Here is an 18,655-nt window from a genome sequence, read left to right on the forward strand (position 1 = left end):
CCGTTTGGTGCCCGTCCCGCTTGCGCCTGGGCCGATATTTTACGAGCCATTGTATCGGGGGATGGCCAACCTCGCTAGGAGAGAAATCACGTCGCGGCCGGTTTGTCGGTTTCGCTACTTTTTGTCCACCTGCACCAGCGTGACTTGTTTGACGGAGAACGTCCCCGCCAGCTTGTCCTCGGGGATCACGTTCAGCTTCACGAGTCCGGCTACCTTTTGCGCGTCTTCACGGCCTCCTCATACCAGCTTCCTGCTGGAACATCAGTGAAGGAAATCGTGTTAGCCACGGTTGGATCCCCCTTCAGTTCCAGAGCTCGCACCAGCATGGATACGAACTCGGCGCGGGTCACCTGGGTTTCGGGATAGAAGCTGCCATCGCTCGATCCGGCCAGAATGTCCTTCGACGCCAGGATTTCAATGGCATCCACTGCCCACGCGTACTTCTCGAAAGTCACATCGGTAAAGCTAACGTTTTTGGCTAGATAGATGTACCGGCTGAACCCGTACAGATTAGCAACAACCTTACCATCCGTTATTCTTCCGAAGAACTGGGTCAGCTGACCTTTATCTCCCAGCTTGAACAAGCTGATCTTTTCCCCTTTCATCGCCCCGGGGTTCAATGCCGTAAGCGGGATCGCCGCTTCGGCCGGCTTGCTGAGCGTGATAGGTTCCAGCGGTTTCCCGTCCTTCGTCAAAACCTGGATATCATAGTAAATTCCGAACGGTTGAATGCCATCCGCCAGCTTCAAGCCTTCCAGCAACTTTTTCGTCTCTTCATCGGTAGCCGGCTTGATTTGAACGTAAGCGGCCTCCGGCGAAGTGATTGCGCCCGCGGGAATCGTCAACGTAAACCCGTTCGGCAGCTTCACGACCGTAGGCTCGCCTGCCTTGATGGCTACGGCATCCTTAGGAATTGCCGGTGGAGTTGGTGTAGATGTTGGTGTTGATGTTGAACCTCCACTGCTCGATCCGCCTCCACCGCCGCTGCCGCCGCCGTTGCCTCCCCCGCCTCCGTTGCTAGGCGGATCGGCCGGGGTGACCTTGACGGTTACGTGCTCCGTCAAACCTTGGTAGGTCACGTCGATGGTGGTTGAACCGGCTTTCACGGCCGTGACTAAACCCGTACTTGATACGGTGGCGATCTGCGGTTTTTTTGATTCGTACACCGCATCCGTCACGGTGGATTCTGTGCCTTCCGCATCCTTATACGTAACCGTCAACTGGGCACTGGTTCCGGCTTTCAAGGACAGAGAAGCTGGCGTGACGGTCAACGAAGGGTCTCCTGGTTCTTCACTGCCGGTGACGGTCACCGAGACGGACTTGGTGAGACCTTCGTGCTCGACCTCGATCGTCGTCGTTCCGGCGGTAAGGCCCGTCACGTTCCCGGCATTCACTTCCGCTACCGCCGGATCCGCTACGCGATAGACAGCTACTGCGGTTACATCGCTTTCCGTTCCGTCCGCCGCTTTATACGTTACGGCCAGGGCTTGGCTCTCGCCTGCTTGAAGCGTCAGCGTTTCCGGGCTCACCCGCAGCTCCGCCTGCACTTCGCCGCCTTCGGCCGTAACCGTGACTTGGACGGTTTTCGTCAGGCCTTCGTGCTCGACCTCGATCGTCGTCGTTCCGGCGGCTAGGCCAGTCACGTTCCCGGCATTCACTTCCGCTACCGTCGGATCCGCTACGCGATAGACTGCTGCTGCCGTTACATCGCTTTCTGTTCCGTCTACCGCTTTATACGTTACGGCTAGCGCTTGGCTCTTGCCTGCTTGAAGCGTCAGCGTTTCCGGGCTCACCCGCAGCTCCGCCTGCACTTCGCCGCCTTCGGGGGTGACGGTCACGGTTACGGTTCTTGAGAGACCATCGTACACAACCTCAATCGTTGTCGTACCTTCCGCTACCCCGGTCACGTTGCCGTTGGTAACTGTTGCGATGGTTGGATCTACCACGCGATATTCCGCCGCTGCCGTTACATCGCTTTCCGTTCCGTCTACCGCTTTATACGTTACGGCTAGCGCTTGGCTCTTGCCTGCTTGAAGCGTCAGCGTTTCCGGGCTCACCCGCAGCTCCGCCTGCACTTCGCCGCCTTCGGGGGTGACGGTCACGGTTACGGTTCTTGAGAGACCATCGTACACAACCTCAATCGTTGTCGTACCTTCCGCTACCCCGGTCACGTTGCCGTTGGTAACTGTTGCGATGGTTGGATCTACCACGCGATATTCCGCCGCTGCCGTTACATCGCTTTCCGTTCCGTCTACCGCTTTATAGGTGACGGCGAGCGCTTGGCTCTCGCCGGCTTGAAGCGTCAGATTCTCAGGATTTACGAGCAATCCCGGTTCCACGGCGTGATTGTATCTAACGATATGAGCCGGAATCCAATATCCATTCCCGGCCAAGTCATAGACGTAAACCTCGTAATAGTTCTCTCCAATTACAACCGGGACGTCGATTTTAAAGTTTCCTTGATTATCAATAGTCCCTATGCTTGTTTCAACCTCACCATTTGCGTTCAAATACATGGCCTCAACGCCAATCACAACGTCCATATCCAGCCCGCCGGCGGTGACCAGATAATTGATCAGCATATCCTCCGTAACCTCGCCGTAGATGACCCCGGTCTCACCGGAGCTCTTCACTTTCAATGCCGGCTCGTTAAGCTTGGATACCGGCGCTGAAGTGTCGACGAAGAAAACGTATCTCGAGTCTTCCGAAGGAACCGATTCAAATTTGGACGGTCCACTGTAAGGGACCAGCAGGTATTCGCTATCGGGAAGCGCTATTTCCTCATCGTATTCTCCGTAGATGATTCCGTTCCAGCCGCGCAACGTGTAGCTTCCCGGATCGATGCCCGTATCTCCTTCAGCTATCACGCCTAACCAATTTCCGTCCATGTCATGAACTTCCAACGAAAAATAATCGGCATATTCGTTCACCGTAAACGAAATATCCGTGGTATCAAAAAGCCCATCTTCGTTTGGCGAAATCGGGTTGTTCGACAGCTCTACATCCGTAATCACATCTTGCTGCGGCGTATCGCCGACGTAAACCGAAACCGGCAAGTTAATCACATGCCCGGTCGCCGTATCGGTCAGAACCACTTCGCCTTCGTAGCGCTGATTTGCCGCTTCTTCCGGCACCACAACTTCGACGTCGAAGCTGTTTTCCCCGCCGGCGCTTACCGCGACTTCAGCCGCAGACAAGGTCAGGTCAATCGGTGAATTTCCATACCACTGGGAGCTAATCGCGTAGTTCGAGGACTCGCCGGCAATGTCTTTGACGATCACATGTTGTTCGGCAGAGAAGCCGTTACCGACATATCCAAACGACAAGCTACCCGTATAAAAAGTTTCCGGAACCTCCCCCTCGACGTAAGGCGTCGAATCCTCCGCCATCGCTACCGCTTTGGCCTCGAGCACCTGATCCAGCGCAATGCGTCCGGCCCCCTGATCCATATGGGTATAGCGGTCACCGTTTCGATCGTTCAACTTCACCGTATTATTCATGAATAAAGACTTGATTTCATAAGGCGTCAGGTTTGGATACTTCTGCACCGCAAGCGCCGCTGCGCCCGCAACATGCGGCGCGGCCATGCTGGTGCCGTTTTGGGCGGCATACCAGCCCTCGTACTCCGGCACGCTGGAGCGAATGCTCATCCCCGGCGCGGAAATGTCCGGTTTGATGTCATAACCCGGTTTGGCCGGTCCACGCGAGCTGAAGCCTGCCATAATATCTTCTTCTATCGTCGAGCTGAATTCAGCGGACAACTCCTGTTCCTTCAAGGCGGTCCGAATTCGTTCCCCGTAAGCCCCGGAGAGCGCGTAAACCGGGATGTTTACTTCCGCGTCCCCCAACGTGCCGCTTTCCAACGCTTCCGGCGCATTGTTGAACACGATCGCGGCCACCGCGCCTGAAGCTTGGGCGTTCAAGGCTTTATCCGCAAAGGAGATTTCGCCGCGTTTGATGAAGGCGATTTTACCGGTTAAGTCTTTTCCCGCATAATCCCCCGGCTTCCCTACCCCGACATCGACCAGCGGGTAAGACTCGGTCAGATCCTCAATTCCCGCGGATTTGTCGAACGTCTCCATAAAGAAGCTTTCCTCACCCATTGCCGCAATCTGCATAATGGGCGTGACGAGCGGCGGCTTGGAAGCGCCGACGGTAATCGCCAGCTCCGAAGTGCCCGGATCGCTAACGGTAGCGGCCCCAGGCCCCGAGTTCCCGCTGGATACGACCGCAACGACGCCGGCTTTCATCGCATTGTTGACCGCGATCGAATCGGCGGAGCGCTGGTTATTCGTCTCCGATCCCAGCGACAGATTGATGACGTCCATCCCGTCCTCTACGGCCCGCTCGATGCCGGCGATCACGTCCTCCGTCGAGCCGCTGCCATATGGCCCCAATACCTTGTAGGCGTAAACTTCCGCCTCGGGCGCAACCCCTTTTACGCCTGCCAAATCGTCCTTGCCGACGGCGCGGCCGGCTACGATGCCCGACACATGACTGCCATGCGAGGTATAGTAAGGTCTGCCGTCTTCATTAACTTCGGGCAGCGACGGATCATCGGCCAGCGCATCCAAATAATCCTGCTTCGTCGTTTCGTAAGGCTCACTATCCTCGTTGACGAAGTCATAACCCCAATATCCTTCGGGAATTGCTCCCTCCAAATCGGGATGGTCCTTGGCCGCACCGGTGTCGATCACGCCGACCTTCATGCCTTGGCCCTCGGTCCCTTCTTCCCAGAACGCCCCGCTGCCGATAAACGACACGCTGTCCAGCGGCGCGGCCGGAACCTCTCCTTCCTCCGTGGCATAAACCGTTTCATTCGGATAAACCGCCTTGACGCCCGGAAGCTTCAGCAGGCCCTCGACCTCGTTTGCCGGTATCGTCAGCGAATATCCATTAAAAATACTTTCGTACTCGCGATGAATTTTCGCATTCAGCTTGCCAACCGCTTGCGTCTTGAACGTTTGCTGCTGCAAATCGACCGCTTTTCTATGGGAGCTCAGCGACTGGCTCGTACGCTTGTTGCTCTGCGAAACTTCAAACACCTTTAATGGCGCTTCCTGCAGCTCGACGATCACCGTCGTCGGTTCGCTGCCGTCCGAAAGCGGAACGTAGTTTTGCGGTTGAACCGCGGCTGCTTCCGCGTCCTGGCGCTCCAGGGTTAATCCGTTGTCCACAGCGGAATCCTGTCCGGAAACCTGACGTTTCTCTCTACCTGTGAGCTCAACCTTCGATGCTTGGTCCCGCAGCGCTTCCTGCGTTACCGCATCCTGATTCAATCGGGGAACGCCTTCCCTCCTTCCGTCGGCTCCCGCCAAAGCGCCGCCTTCCGCTCCCGCCATCGGCAGAAGCAGCGTAAACGCCAGGATGAAGCTTAAGATTCCTGCGACGACTCTCTTGCTCAAACTCTCATCTCCCTCACCATTCATAGTTTTCAAGGAGCCTATACAAGCTGATACCTTTATATCTATTGGCGAGGTTTCAATATATTCCCATTTCCATGGTGCGACAGCATTTAAAGGATAAAAAAATACGCCTACCCATATAAGGTAAGCGCATCCATATCAAGCAGATTCGGTCAATCTGCCATTGCCGCAAATAGCTGCTTCTTCAGTTCCCGATTTTTTTCCATAAAGAGATCATTATGCGAAGAGACCATTCCGTAAGCTTCCGCCTCCGGGGTGATGTACTGTTTGGCCCGGTTAACGGCGTTGGCCGCATCCTGAAAAGCCCCGGCGATCAAGTGGAGCTTGCCCTCATAGGCCAAAATATCCCCGGCAGCGAAGATTCCCTCCACCGAGGTTTCGCTCATGGCCGTTCCCGCGATGCCGTACTCGTTAGCCATGCGAATCTGGACTTCGCTGTTTTCCAGCAGCGCCTTATCGCGTTCATACCCGTGGCTGACCACGACCTCATCGATTGCAAGTTCGACGATGGAGCCGTCTTCATGATTTTGAATCCAGACGCTGCGGATCGAATCCCCACCCTTAGCCCCTGTTAATTTCACGATCGATGTGTTCAAAAGGCAGGCGACTTCGCTCTTCATCAGCTTCGACACCTCGGCCTCATGGCCTTTCAGCATTTCTTTGCGATAGGTCAAATACACCTTCTTCGCAATCGGAGCCAGTTCATTCGCCCAATCGATCGCGGTGTTCCCGCCGCCGGAGATCAGCACGGTTTTTCCTTTAAACCGGCTCAGCGACTTCACCGTATAATGGAGATTGGTCACCTCAAACCGTTCCGCCCCCTCGATTTCGAGCTTCGTTGGCTTCAGGATCCCGCCTCCTACGGCAAGGATGACCGTCTTCGAATAGTGCTTGGCTCCGGATGCGGCGTGCAGCGTAAAAATCCGATCCTCGCCCCGAGAAATCGAAGTCACCTTCTCGCCTAGAACGACTTCGGGCTGAAAGGTCAATCCCTGCTCGATCAGTTGCCGAATCAGCTGTTCCCCGGTGACCGGCGTCAAGCCGCCGATGTCCCAGATCATTTTCTCCGGATACACGTTCACTTTGCCGCCAAGAAAAGGCTGATACTCGATCAGCTTCGTTTTCATCTCGCGGAGGCCGCTGTAGAAGGCGGAATACAACCCGGCCGGGCCTCCTCCGATTATCGTGACATCATATACGGTTTGTTCCATCAGTCGCAACCTCTCCTTTTTTACCGCGTAAGGAAATGATTTTTCACTAGGATGGAACCATCGTATCATATCTAATTGAGAATGAAAATCATTATTATTTAAATAGTGAATCCTTCCCTGGCTGCGACTGACTCCCGCGGATGAAATATTCGTAACGGCCGAGGTTCCGCAGCGCCTTCTCATCCCGTTGCCATACCCATTCCATGAGCTCCGACTGGCAGCGGTGGGCGCGGAAGGCGGCCAGCTTGGCCTTCAAATGGTCTTGCACGTCCACCCGGACGATGTCATCTTGAGTGTAGCCGAACTTGTCCGGCTGCAGCATCATGTCGCCGAAAGAGACAAAATACAGCGATCCTTGCCCGTACCGGCGGAACGCGGCCGTAGCCGCTTTGCCGATCGCGCAATGGTCCGGGTGCCCGCCTAACGTCTCGTGAAACGTGATTACTGCATCAGGCTTGAGTTCGTGCATCAGTTCTTCGATCCGTCCGATGAGCAGCTCCTCATCAATGAACTCGACCGTCTTGTCGCGGATATCGAGAAATTTCAGTTCGTGCACGCCCAAATGGCCGCACGCCTGACGCAGCTCGATTTCCCGGGCCGCCGCAAGCGTCTCCCGGTTCAAATACGGCGGATTCCCCATCCGTCTTCCCATCTCGCCGCGGGTTGCGCTCACCAACGTGATCTCCACGCCTTCGGCCGCATATTTAGCCAACGTGCCTCCGCAGATAAACGATTCGTCGTCAGGGTGAGCAAATACCGCCAGCAGTTTACGTCCCATATTGGTTAGCGATTTCTTGGTATTCATTCCGGAAACGGCTCCCTTCCCAAATGCAATGCGACATCCATACGTCCCCTGTCGTCAAAGCCCTCGAACAAAAGGCGGCCTTGCTCGTCCAGCTCCATATGCGTCAACCCTTCGATACGCAGCCAGCCGTGACCGTCAAACCGCAGGGCCGCGCGGTAAGGTCCTTCTCCGGCAATAAACGCATCCGTCAGGCTCACCTTGAAATTGCGGACAAATAAATAGGAAGTCGCTTCACTATGCAGATACACGTCGGATCCGACAAAAGCACGGAGCAGATCTTCCGCGTGTTTCTTTTCAATGAGATTCATGTTGGCACGCCGTCCTTTTCGATGTATTTGATGGCTATCCAAATCACAGTAACTATTATACGCTCAGGGTTCGTTTGTACAAGTGACTTTCCCCCGCTTGACAAATCGCTTTAAATTGATTATAAATAAATTGTAGACAATTTAATTTTGTAAAATTTAAATACATTCAAAAGGATGTGTGTCGGATGAGAGTAGAAATGACGAATCTCACAAAAGAAAAGCTGCAACAAAGCCTGGGCGGGCGGCCGGGGTACTTCAAGCTGGTCGGCGAATCGGAAGGGTGCAGCGCTGCCGGCGTCTATTCGCTGCATTTGATCAGCGAGCCGCTTCCCACCGACATCGCGTTTGAATCGGGCGGCTTCACCTTTTTGGTGGATCGCCAACAGGAAATTTTGTTTGACGAAGTCATGCGATTGCTTGCCCATGATCATTTCCCTACTTTCCGTTTGAGCAGCGACTCGATGTTATACAGCAACAACGTCGTGCTGAAAGACAAACGCGTCGCCGCTCCGGCCGAAGCCCTTCGCTAACGGCCAGGGGTTCCTATAGATTTCCGCTTTCGGCTGCCGGGATTCATGACCCGGCGGCCTTTTTGCCGTTCTCCGCAGGCTCTCCCCCCGGCTCTTGAAACCGTCGTCCTTCTATGTCACAATGATGGGGGCGTCCCGGCGCAAACACGTTTAACCGTGTTGAATGTTATTCCTATCCGTCTACATAGCTGCCCGGGTGACCGTTCATCTATTCCTATTCGACTGAGGAGGATCCGACTAATGAAGACCATCAAGCTTGGAACAAGCACGCTGGAAGTTCCCGTCATCGCCGTCGGCTGCATGCGAATCAACTCGCTGGACAAAGCCGGTGCCGAACGTTTCGTGCAAACCGCGCTGGAAGAAGGCGCTAATTTCTTCGACCACGCAGATATATATGGAGGCGGCTCCTGCGAGGAGATTTTCGCCGATGCGATCCACATGAACCCGGAGATTCGGGAGAAAATCCTGCTGCAATCGAAATGCGGCATCCGTCAAGGCTCCTTCGACTTCTCGAAAGAGCATATTTTGTCGTCGGTAGACGGCATTCTGAAACGTCTGAGAACCGAATATCTCGACGTGCTGCTGCTGCATCGTCCGGATGCCCTGGTAGAACCCGAAGAAGTCGCCGAGGCGTTCGACCAGCTGCATGCCGCAGGCAAAGTGCGCCATTTCGGCGTTTCCAACCAGAACCCGATGCAAATTCAACTGCTGCAAAAATACGTTAAACAGCCGATCGTCGCCAATCAGTTGCAACTGAGCATCACGAACACCACGATGATTTCGGCCGGCATTAACGTGAATATGGAAAATGAAGCCGCTGTTAACCGCGACGGCAGCGTGCTGGATTTCTGCCGGTTGAACGACATCACGATCCAGCCGTGGTCGCCGTTCCAATACGGATTCTTCGAAGGGGTCTTCCTCGGCAACGAGAAGTTCCCCGAACTGAACCAGAAAATCGACGAAATCGCCGCGAAATACGGCGTAACGAACACGACCATCGCCATCGCCTGGCTGTTGCGCCATCCGGCTCAAATGCAACCGGTAATCGGAACGATGAACATCGACCGCTTGAAGGAATGCATCCAAGCCGGCGAGATCCGCTTGACCCGCGAGGAATGGTACGAAATTTACCGCGCCGCGGGCAACATTTTGCCGTAAAGCTAGCGGTCCCTACGCGAAACAACCTAAGCCCCGTTTCTTCAGGACTTAGGTTGTTTTTTTGCCAAAATTCTCGAAAAGGAGGCGTCGGAATGCCTTCCGAAAGCAAGCCGGTTCGGCTAAACCGGTTTCTGGTCCTGATCATGGCCGTCACCGCCGGCATCGCCGTGGCAAACCTCTATTATATCCAACCGCTGTTGGCGGAAATTGCCGCCGCTTTTCACGTCACGCAAGCCCAGGTGGGTTATGCTGCCACCTTGACGCAAGTCGGTTATGCCCTTGGGATGCTGATGATCCTGCCGCTCGCCGATATCCGCGAGAAAAAATCGCTCATCCTGTTCATGCTCGTCTGCTCGGCCGGTGCCCTGCTGTTTATGGCCTTTGCCTGGAACAGTACCGCGCTGAACGTCGCCTCCTTCGCCGTCGGCTTCACCTCCGTCGTGCCCCAGCTGATCGTGCCGCTTGCCGCGCAGCTGGCCGATCCGAAGGAACGCGGCCGAATCATCGGCACCGTCATGAGCGGACTCTTGATCGGGATTCTCGTCTCCCGAACCTTCAGCGGTCTCGTCGGCGAATATCTCGGCTGGCCGGCCGTCTATTTTATCGCCTCCGGACTGATGATCCTTCTGGCCTTCTTTCTGACGTACCGCCTGCCCAAGTCCCCGTCCACGACAGCGGCCGGGTACGGGGCTTTGTTCCGCTCGATGGCCTCGCTCATCAAGGATCTGCCGCTGCTTCGCGAAGCGTCGCTGAACGGCGGCATGATGTTCGCCGCCTTCAGCGTGTTCTGGACGACGCTGTCGTTCCTGCTGGCCGAACCGCGCTATGGCCTTGGCCCTGACGCGGCCGGTCTGTTCGGGCTCATCGGCGTCGTCGGGGCCCTGGCCGCTCCGGTTGCCGGGCGGATGGCCGACCGGCGCAGCCCGCGCTTCACCATCGGCATCGGCATGGGCGCGGTCATCCTCGCCTACGTCTGCATGCTGGGCTTCGGCTATGCCTTGGCGGGGCTGGTTGTCGGCGTGATCCTGCTTGATCTCGGCGTCCAATCGACGCAGATCTCCAACCAGGCCCGCATCCACGCGATCAGCGACGAAGCCCGCAACCGCATCAATACGATCTACATGGTATCGTATTTCGTCGGCGGCGCGTTGGGCTCCTGGGTCGGCTCGTTCAGCTACGCGCATTTCGGCTGGACTGGCGTGTGCATCGCCGGCCTGTTGACGCAAATCATCGCCGTTTACGCGCAAGTGTGCGGCCGACGGCGCGAGCGGGTCGGAAGCTCGGACGCACCGGCGTAATGGGACCAGGGGGAACCTTATTCCCCCATTTCCCGGCGATTTTCCGTCCCAACTCGGCCGGATTGGACCGAATAAGGTCGCTGAGTTCCGTTATTTTATCCCCCGTCTACTCCCGTCTCTGTAGTGCCTCGATCGCTGCCGCTGTGAAGCTCGCCAGCTTGTCCGGCAAACGATTCAGCGGGAACCACTCCATCGCCCCGATGGCTCCCCCCTCCTCCATATTCCGAAGTTCGCCGCCGACAATCGCCGCTTCGTAAATCACCGAAACCCAGTGCTCCGTCTTTTCCGGCCGGATCGCCTCCGCCGTACATAATACTCCGGTTACCTCGATATCAAGGTTCACCTCTTCCTTGATTTCCCGCATGACGCCGTGCTCCATCGTTTCATACAAATCGATTTTTCCGCCGGGGATACTCCACGTGCCCTTTTCCGGTTCCCGATTGCGCAGCACCATCAAGATCTCCCCGCGGTCGTTCCGAATCACCGCACCTACACCCAATCGAGGGACGGCGGTTTCCGTCGTTTTCATGCGTTCCCCTACCTCTCTATGGCGATCTCCCAAGTCAATCAACGGGTTCTATTATAAAGCAAAACCTTTTTCTTTGTTTTGTGAATTATTTCACTTTAATAGGCAAGGAATCGCGCTATTCTGATACTGACCACGGTCACTGACTTCGGTCATCGAACGCGGCCAAATTAGGGTTGAAGGGGAGTTTTGGCTATGAAATCTTGGATTAAGCCGGTAACGGCGGGCTTATTGGGCCTGGCACTCGTGCTCGGCGGCGCGCAAATCGGCAGCAAGTCCGTCAGCGATGCCAATGCCGCTGCTGCTGCGAGCAGCAAGACGGGCACGGCGACGGAAAAAGGGTTCGGAGGCGACGTCAAAGTTTCACTGACCGTCGATGGCAAGAAAATCACCAAAGTCACGATTCAAGCGGACAAGGAAACGCCGGAGGTCGGGGGCGCTGCCGCGAAGAAGCTGCAGGAGCAAATGTTAGCCAAGCAGAACGTCGAGCTGGACGGCATCGCCGGCGCATCCCACACCTCGGCCGCCGTCTTGGCTGCCGCTAAAGCGGCGCTGGCGCAAACCGGCTTGAAGCCATCCGATTTGCAAACGGTTACGACGGGCGGCAAGGTGCAAACCGCAACGGCGGACGTCGTCATCGTTGGCGGCGGCACTTCGGGAACCGCCGCTGCGCTGGCTGCGGTCCAAAACGGAGCGAAGGTCATCGTGCTGGAGAAAACCTCCGCCATGGGCGGTCTCTTAAACTACGCGATGGGCATCGCGGGTACAGAAACCTCGCTGCAAAAAACGGCCGGAGAAACCGTAACGACCGAATACCTGTTTAACTATTTGGAGAAATACAACCATTACCGCAGTAATGCCCCGCTGCTCAAAGCGATTCTCAACAAATCGGGCAGCACGATCGATTGGCTGCAGGCCAACGGCATCGGATTGCGGTTGAGCCTTGGGGTCAACCAGAAGCTGCACGTCGATTCGCCAAAGACTTATCACCTATGGACGAACGCGAAAGCTGATTTTGCCAAACTGCATGAACGGATGCAAAAAGAACTCGGGGTTGACGTCCGCTTCAACACCACCGGCCAATCGTTGATCACCGATGCCAATGGCCGCGTGACCGGGGTCACCGCTACCATGGAAGACGGCAGCACGCTGAAGGTGAGCGCCAAGAATGTCATTCTCGCGAGCGGCGGCTTCGGTGCCAACGAAGAGATGTTCAAAGAGAAAACGAAAGTGAATTACTACAACTATTACGGGTGGGGAAACAAAGGCGAAGGCGTGAAAATGGCCTGGGCAATCGGAGCCGACGAAATCGGCAGCGGCGTCATCCAGATCCACCTCGGCGACCTGTCGGGAACGAAAGGGATCTTTGAAAACTACAACGGCCGTCCGACCTTTACAGTGAAAGACCTGCCGCTGTTCTGGGTGAACAAAGAAGGCACGCGGTTCGTGGACGAAGGGGTCGTGTACGACAACGTTTTGTGGGGGAATGCCGCTTACTCCGTAGGCGGAGAATATTTTGCCGTGATTGACCAAACCACGGTAGACAAGCTGACCAAAGAGGGCAGCAACTTGTGCGGCGCATACCAAGTGAACGGGGACGGCTTGTTTGCCCAAGGGCGCAACGACGTCACCAAGCTGAAGACCGCCCCGATCAAAGATCTGCAAGCCGACCTCGAGACGTTCGCCAAAGACGGCGTTGTCGCCATCGGCAAGACGCTGGACGATCTGGCCGCCAAAACCGGCATGAACGCCGCAAAATTGAAAGCCTCGGCGCAAACCTATAACCAAGCCGTAACTGCCAAAAAAGATACGCTTTATTACAAAGACCCGGCTTACCTGCAATACAAGATCGAAAAAGGTCCGTTCTACGCTATCCGCGTTAGCGGTTCGACCTACGGGTCGATCGGAGGCGTGCGCGTCAACGAGGATCTGCAGGCTTTGACGGCCGAAGGCAAGGTCATTCCTGGGCTGTATGCCGTCGGCAATGATGCCGGTGGATTGTACGACAACAGTTACCCGGATGTGGAAGGCCTGACGATGGCGTTTGCCGTCAACTCCGGCCGAATTGCCGGGGAGCATGCCGCCGCCCATAAATAAACAAGGAAAAACAACAACCCGTTTCTCCGCAGCATTTTGCGGAGAAACGGGTTGTTGACTTGTTACGCACGGATCGCGTTCATCATGAATTCGAAATAATCCATGCCTTCCTCCATCAAGTCGTAACGTTCGCTGTCGGCGATCCAATAACGGACCAGACCGAGGTTACCGTCCGACCAGTAATGGCCGATTTTCTCCGGATTCAGCTCTTCTCGGAAAGCGCCTTGCTCCTGCCCCAGTCGGACGTAACGCTCGATAAAACTGTTATGCAGGTCGGATACGTCCCCGCTGGAGAACTGAACCGTATGGATGATTTTGAAAATTTCCCGCGACATCGCCGGCCCGCATTCCAGGACCGTTCGAAAATACAGCCGGGCGTACTCCCGAAGCTGCCGCTCCGCCGGCTGCTCCGCATTGACCTCCAGGCCGTGGAACAAGCGGACGTTGATGTCCTTCAGGATTTCGATCGCGATCTCGCTTTTGGAGCTGAAGTGGGTATAGAACGAGCCTTTGGCCACCTCGCTTTTCTGGCAAATCTGCGAAATCGTGACCTCGTCATATCCGTAAGCCGTAATCAGCTCAATTGAATTGCGTAATATTTTCTCCTTGGTCAGCAGTGATTGCTGTTCCCTTTTTTTCAATACCATGGCTTGTCCCTCATTACCCGGTTAGGATGACTAACCGCAGCTCATCGTTCTATTCTAGTATCAGTGTAACGGATGTTTTGCTGGAGAGGCAAGTTCGGTTCGCTGTCCATATCTGTTCCCACGTTAGAATTTGAATTGTCCTACCAAGCGATTCAAATCGTCGGCGATCTCCTTCATCTCGCCGGTCGAAGCGGACACCTGCTCCATGCTGGCCAGCTGCTCCTCGGTTGAGGCCGAGATCTCCTCGGTAGCCGCGGTCGATTCCTGAGCGATCGAGGAGATGCTTTCGATGGTGCCGATCACTTCATTTTTATCGTGGTTGATTTGGGTGATTCCGCCGATCAATTCCTGCATGCCTTCGATCATATGATGAATCGTCTGGTCGATTTGCCGGAAGGCTTGGCCGGTTTCCCGCGACACCTCGCTCGTCCGGGTAATGACCTCGGCCCCCTGCTGCATGTACTCCCGGGTTTTCGCAACCGCAGCGGCCACTTCCCGCGCCATATCCTCGATTCCTTGCACCGAACCCGTCGTTTGTTCGGCCAGCTTGCGGATCTGCTCCGCCACGACCGCAAACCCTCGTCCTTGTTCGCCGGCTCTGGCGCTTTCGATCATGGCGTTCAGCGCCAACAGATTGGTTTGCTCGGCAACAGCCTTGATCACCGTCGTGACCTGAGTGATCGATTCCGACTTCTCGCTGAGGTCGTTCACCTGCTCCTCGATGTTGATCGTCACTTCCGCGTTCTCGCGGATCGCCTTCTGCAATTGTTTCATGCTGCTCATGGTCGTTTGGTTCGCTTCCTGTGTTTCTTCGATGCTGGATTTCATCTGGTCCGCCCGGCCGGTGAGCGAAATAATCTCTTGTGCCAAGCGATTCAGCCGCTCCAGCCCTTCCTGTGCATTCACCGCAAGGTCTCCCGAACCCGCCGCCAGCGCATCCGTCGCTGCCGATATTTCCTTCGCCGCCTGCGAGCTTTCCCCGATCATGACCGAAAGCTGCTGCGAACCGGACGTGACCTGGCCGGCGCGAAGCTGGATGTTCTCCATCATCCCGCCCAGCTTGCTGCGCATATGGGCCAGATCCTCCGCCATTTTGCCGATTTCATCCTGGCTGCGACGGGTGAATTCCTCCGAGAAATCCCCGGCGGCATAACGCTTGATCTGTTTAGACATCATCGTGATAGGACGAATCATCTTGCGTCCCATCAGCAAGCCCAGGGCAATCGCTACCAGCAGGATGACCAGCGAAATGACAATCGTTTCGAACAGCGCTTCCCGGATCTGATCATACATGCTTTCCAGCGAGATCCCGACATTCAATGCGCCGGAGAGCTCCTTGCTGTATGCAAAATCCGTGGAGATGTTATAAACCTTCTCCCCGCCTGCTGTTTTCAAAATACTGCCTTGGGTCTCTTGATTGGAAACCACGGTGGTCAAATCCGTGTTCGCCGACGTGGCCGAAGCCGAAGCGGTTGCGTCCGTCCCCTCGGCTGCGTTCCCCTCCCCGGTCTGGCTATCGTCAGATACGATCAGATTTCCCTTGGCATCGGAAAGGGAGATGTAAACGATGTTCCCTTTGCCTTCCTCTTTGATCGTCTGGAACACCTTCTGCAGCTGGCCCATGTCCGACAGCTCGTTGCTGACGATCTCGCGTTTGATGTTGGTCACCAGGGTTGTTCCGTCGCTTTTCATCTGGCTGGTCATCGATCTTTGAACCTCGTAATACGACACCAGCGTGAAAGAAACGGCGCAGACCGTCATCAGCAGCACGATCATTCCCACCAGTTTGCCGATAAGCGAACGAAACCTGAATCTCTTGAACCATCGGAATGGATTACCTAGCCTGGACATTATGATTCCACCTTTTGATTAAATTTTCATAAGTTAGGACCCTTCTGTTTTCCTTGTATGATTGTAATTAATACAAACAAAACCACCTTCCTAATTTTAACCAAATTCGACAATATCACAGTGACTATTTTAATAGTTCACATGTCATGGAAAGTAGGACTAAAGACTCGAATGTAAAAAGATGCAAACCTTAGGCGCCCCTCCTTCCCAGTCTCCGTCACATTTTATTCACCAATCCGCCCCTTTTTCCCGGAGAAAACATGCCAATCGCATATTTGTCCCGGTTTCGCAAACAATAACCAGCGAATACCAAACGAAAGGAGCAGATGGCATGGCCCAAATCAACCAACAGGAGCTGCAAAGCCTGCGGCACCTGATCGGCGCCCACGAAACGGCACATCAAAAAATGCTCACCTACGCGCAGCAGTCCGTCGATCCGCAAGTCAAAGCCTACTTTCAAAAATCGGCCCAGGACGCGCTGAACACCAAGCAACAGCTAATGTCATTTTTGAACTAGGGAGGTTCTCTATTACGATGATGCAGGATAAAGAAATGGTGAACGACGCGTTGTCCATGGTCAAAAGCAGCCTGAACACGTACAGCAGCGTCATTTCGGAATGCGCCAATCTCCAGCTGAGATCCACCGTTCAGCAAATCCGGGATAACTGCGAGAAATCCCAATACGAGCTGTTCCAGTTGGCCGAGTCCAAAGGCTTCTACCAGCCGGCGATGATGGCGAATGACCAGGAAGTGCAGCAAGTGAAGTCGCAGCTCGGCAGCTGAACGATTCAACGGCAGGCAATTACACGCGAAAAAGCTTCCTCGCCATCTTAACGGATGCGGGAAGCTTTTTGCTCTTTTTACCCATCTCTAGCCTAGCTTTAGTACCTGCTCCTGATTTATCTGCCGGTAGCGTGCCAATTCCCGGTTCAACTCGGCGACCGCCTCGTCCATCCGTTCCCGGAGCTGCTCCTCAAGCGCATATCCCCCGTTCTCCAGACGGCTCACCCATTGATCGACGGCGAACACGCCGCCTAGAATATGCGTACCTCCAAGCGATGCAACCACCGGCTTCAGGGCATAATCGACGGCCAGCAAGTGGGCGATTGTCCCGCCGATGAACAGCGGGAGCACCGGTTTGCCCTGCAGCCCTTTTTGCGGGATCAAATCCAGGATCGTCTTCAGTGCACCGGAATAGGACGCTTTATAGACCGGGCTGGCGATGACCACGGCGTCCGCCGATTCGACGGCATCGAGCGCGGCTTTTATTGCCGGACTGCCAAAGTTAGCCCGCAGCAAATCCTCTGAAGGGAGCTCTGCCGCCGAAATCCAAGCGATGTCGTTACCGGCACGGCGCAGCCGTTCTTCCACATGTTCGGTTAATCCGAATAACCGGGACCCTAAGCTAGGGCTTCCAGCAATGATGGCGATTCTTGCCATGGCTTCTCCTCCTTTCTGTCAGGCCTTAGCTACCGCTTGGCGCTCCAGCGTGTACCGGTTCTCCGGAACCGGGAGGCCCAGGTTGCCGCGCAGCGTATCGCTTTCGTACTCCGTCCGGAACAGGCCGCGCTCCTGTAAAATCGGGACGACCAGATCCACAAACTCCTCCAGTCCGTTCGGAACGGCGGCGGTAATCATGAACCCGTCGGCAGCGCCTCCCTCGAACCAGGCCTGAATTCGGTCCGCGACCTGCTCGGGTGTACCGATGAAGCCTCCGCGCGGCGTTGCGGCCTGCAGCGCCACTTGTCTCAGCGTCAGCCCTTTTTCCTTGGCGTCTTTTTTGATTTTATCCGTGCCGCTTTGGAAGCTGTTCTTGCCCAAATCGCCGAGTTCCGGGAACGGCTCGTCGAGCGGATATTGGGAGAAGTCGTGGTGCTCGAAGAACCGTCCCAAATAATCCAGGGCATTTTCGATCGTCACCAGGCTGGCGACCTCTTGATACTTGCGTTCCGCCTCCTCCGGCGTGCGGCCAAGGATCGGGCTGATCCCCGGGAAGATCAAGACTTCGTCCGGATTGCGCCCGAACGAGGCGGCGCGGGACTTCACGTCTTGATAAAAGATCTGCGCGTCCTCTAGCGTTTCATGCCCCGTGAACACGGAGTCCGCATGCTTCGCCGCGTAATTTTTGCCGACCTCGGAGGAGCCCGCCTGAAAGATGACCGGCTGCCCCTGCTTGGAACGGGCGATATTGAGCGGCCCTTTCACCGAGAAGAACTCTCCGACGTGATTGAGCGTGTGCATTTTGTCCGGATCAAAAAATACTCCCGTCTCCTTATTCCGCAAGAAGGCGTCATCCTCCCACGAATCCCACAGACCGCGGGCAACCTCCAGAAACTCGGTGGCGATCCGGTAACGTTTGGCATGGTCCGGATGCTCCTTCTTCCCATAGTTCAACGCCGAGCCTTCCAAGGGAGAGGTCACGACATTCCAGCCTGCGCGCCCACCGCTGATCATGTCTAAGGAGGCGAACTGTCGGGCGACGGTGAACGGCTCGCTGTATGAGGTGGACAACGTCCCGACCAGGCCGACATGCTTGCTGACCGCCGCCAGGGCGCTGAGGAGCGTTAAGGGCTCGAAGCGATTCAGGAAATGGGGGATCGATTTCTCCGTGATATATAAGCCGTCCGCAATAAACACCAGATCGAATTTGCCAGCCTCCGCCTTTTGCACCCAGCGTTTATATCCGTCGATATTGATGCTGGCATCCGACTGCACGTCCGGATGGCGCCACAGGGAGGTTCCTCCTCCTACCCCATGCAGTAACGCGCCCAATTTGAGTTGTTTTGGCTTCGCCATAA

General features: G+C 55.6%; 15 protein-coding genes. 6 read left to right on the plus strand and 9 right to left on the minus strand.

The window, feature by feature from the left end; all coding sequences use genetic code 11:
• Nucleotides 1–209: 209 nt before the first annotated feature.
• From MJ257_RS06860 to MJ257_RS06875, 4 genes are all read right to left on the minus strand, one after another.
• Nucleotides 210–5,405 (minus strand): S8 family serine peptidase, encoded by a 5,196-nt coding sequence (locus MJ257_RS06860; protein ID WP_240268524.1) that lies wholly within the window; start codon nucleotides 5,403–5,405, stop codon nucleotides 210–212.
• A gap of 173 nt (nucleotides 5,406–5,578) precedes the next feature.
• Nucleotides 5,579–6,637, minus strand: coding sequence for an NAD(P)/FAD-dependent oxidoreductase (locus tag MJ257_RS06865; RefSeq protein ID WP_240268525.1), 1,059 nt, complete (start codon nucleotides 6,635–6,637; stop codon nucleotides 5,579–5,581).
• 94 nt (nucleotides 6,638–6,731) lie between these two features.
• Complete coding sequence (locus MJ257_RS06870) at nucleotides 6,732–7,442, minus strand: PIG-L family deacetylase (RefSeq protein ID WP_240268526.1); 711 nt, start codon at nucleotides 7,440–7,442, stop codon at nucleotides 6,732–6,734.
• Complete coding sequence (locus tag MJ257_RS06875) at nucleotides 7,439–7,750, minus strand: DUF1806 family protein (RefSeq protein WP_240268527.1); 312 nt, start codon at nucleotides 7,748–7,750, stop codon at nucleotides 7,439–7,441. The genes MJ257_RS06870 and MJ257_RS06875 overlap by 4 nt, the downstream gene beginning before the upstream one ends.
• A gap of 185 nt (nucleotides 7,751–7,935) precedes the next feature.
• Between MJ257_RS06875 and MJ257_RS06880 the strand changes: the two genes are divergently transcribed.
• The 3 genes from MJ257_RS06880 (at nucleotide 7,936) to MJ257_RS06890 (ending at nucleotide 10,736) form a co-directional block, all read left to right on the plus strand.
• Nucleotides 7,936–8,280, plus strand: coding sequence for an iron-sulfur cluster biosynthesis family protein (locus MJ257_RS06880; protein WP_240268528.1), 345 nt, complete (start codon nucleotides 7,936–7,938; stop codon nucleotides 8,278–8,280).
• Nucleotides 8,281–8,520: 240 nt separating this feature from the next.
• Nucleotides 8,521–9,438 (plus strand): aldo/keto reductase, encoded by a 918-nt coding sequence (locus MJ257_RS06885; RefSeq protein WP_240268529.1) that lies wholly within the window; start codon nucleotides 8,521–8,523, stop codon nucleotides 9,436–9,438.
• 92 nt (nucleotides 9,439–9,530) lie between these two features.
• Nucleotides 9,531–10,736 carry an MFS transporter gene (locus tag MJ257_RS06890; protein ID WP_240268530.1) on the plus strand — a complete coding sequence of 402 codons (1,206 nt, stop codon included), beginning with the start codon at nucleotides 9,531–9,533 and terminating at the stop codon, nucleotides 10,734–10,736.
• Nucleotides 10,737–10,842: 106 nt separating this feature from the next.
• On the opposite strand, the gene MJ257_RS06895 is transcribed toward MJ257_RS06890, so the two are convergent.
• Complete coding sequence (locus MJ257_RS06895; protein ID WP_240268531.1) at nucleotides 10,843–11,265, minus strand: NUDIX domain-containing protein; 423 nt, start codon at nucleotides 11,263–11,265, stop codon at nucleotides 10,843–10,845.
• 192 nt (nucleotides 11,266–11,457) lie between these two features.
• Here MJ257_RS06895 and MJ257_RS06900 point away from each other — a divergent pair, with 192 nt between their 5' ends.
• Nucleotides 11,458–13,359 carry an FAD-dependent oxidoreductase gene (locus MJ257_RS06900; protein WP_240268532.1) on the plus strand — a complete coding sequence of 634 codons (1,902 nt, stop codon included), beginning with the start codon at nucleotides 11,458–11,460 and terminating at the stop codon, nucleotides 13,357–13,359.
• Nucleotides 13,360–13,421: 62 nt separating this feature from the next.
• Here MJ257_RS06900 and MJ257_RS06905 read toward each other — a convergent pair whose 3' ends face one another.
• On the minus strand, nucleotides 13,422–14,006 hold the full coding sequence (locus MJ257_RS06905) for a TetR/AcrR family transcriptional regulator (RefSeq protein ID WP_240268533.1): 585 nt from the start codon (nucleotides 14,004–14,006) through the stop codon (nucleotides 13,422–13,424).
• 123 nt (nucleotides 14,007–14,129) lie between these two features.
• Nucleotides 14,130–15,857, minus strand: coding sequence for a methyl-accepting chemotaxis protein (locus MJ257_RS06910; RefSeq protein ID WP_240268534.1), 1,728 nt, complete (start codon nucleotides 15,855–15,857; stop codon nucleotides 14,130–14,132).
• Nucleotides 15,858–16,188: 331 nt separating this feature from the next.
• On the opposite strand from MJ257_RS06910, the gene MJ257_RS06915 reads away from it, so the two are divergent.
• Nucleotides 16,189–16,374: a hypothetical protein gene (locus MJ257_RS06915; RefSeq protein ID WP_240268535.1), complete on the plus strand. Its 186-nt coding sequence runs from the start codon at nucleotides 16,189–16,191 to the stop codon at nucleotides 16,372–16,374.
• Nucleotides 16,375–16,391: 17 nt separating this feature from the next.
• Nucleotides 16,392–16,640, plus strand: a complete 249-nt coding sequence (locus tag MJ257_RS06920; RefSeq protein ID WP_240268536.1) for a spore coat protein — start codon at nucleotides 16,392–16,394, stop codon at nucleotides 16,638–16,640.
• A gap of 87 nt (nucleotides 16,641–16,727) precedes the next feature.
• On the opposite strand, the gene ssuE is transcribed toward MJ257_RS06920, so the two are convergent.
• Together ssuE and MJ257_RS06930 are read right to left on the minus strand one after the other, a co-directional pair.
• A complete protein-coding gene (gene ssuE, locus MJ257_RS06925; protein WP_240268537.1) occupies nucleotides 16,728–17,297 on the minus strand; it encodes an NADPH-dependent FMN reductase in 570 nt (189 codons plus the stop codon).
• An 18-nt stretch (nucleotides 17,298–17,315) separates the two neighbouring features.
• Nucleotides 17,316–18,653, minus strand: coding sequence for an LLM class flavin-dependent oxidoreductase (locus MJ257_RS06930; RefSeq protein ID WP_240268538.1), 1,338 nt, complete (start codon nucleotides 18,651–18,653; stop codon nucleotides 17,316–17,318).
• Nucleotides 18,654–18,655 lie beyond the last annotated feature (2 nt).

It is taken from the genome of Paenibacillus timonensis (assembly GCF_022427145.1).
GTDB lineage: Bacteria > Bacillota > Bacilli > Paenibacillales > Paenibacillaceae > Fontibacillus > Fontibacillus timonensis.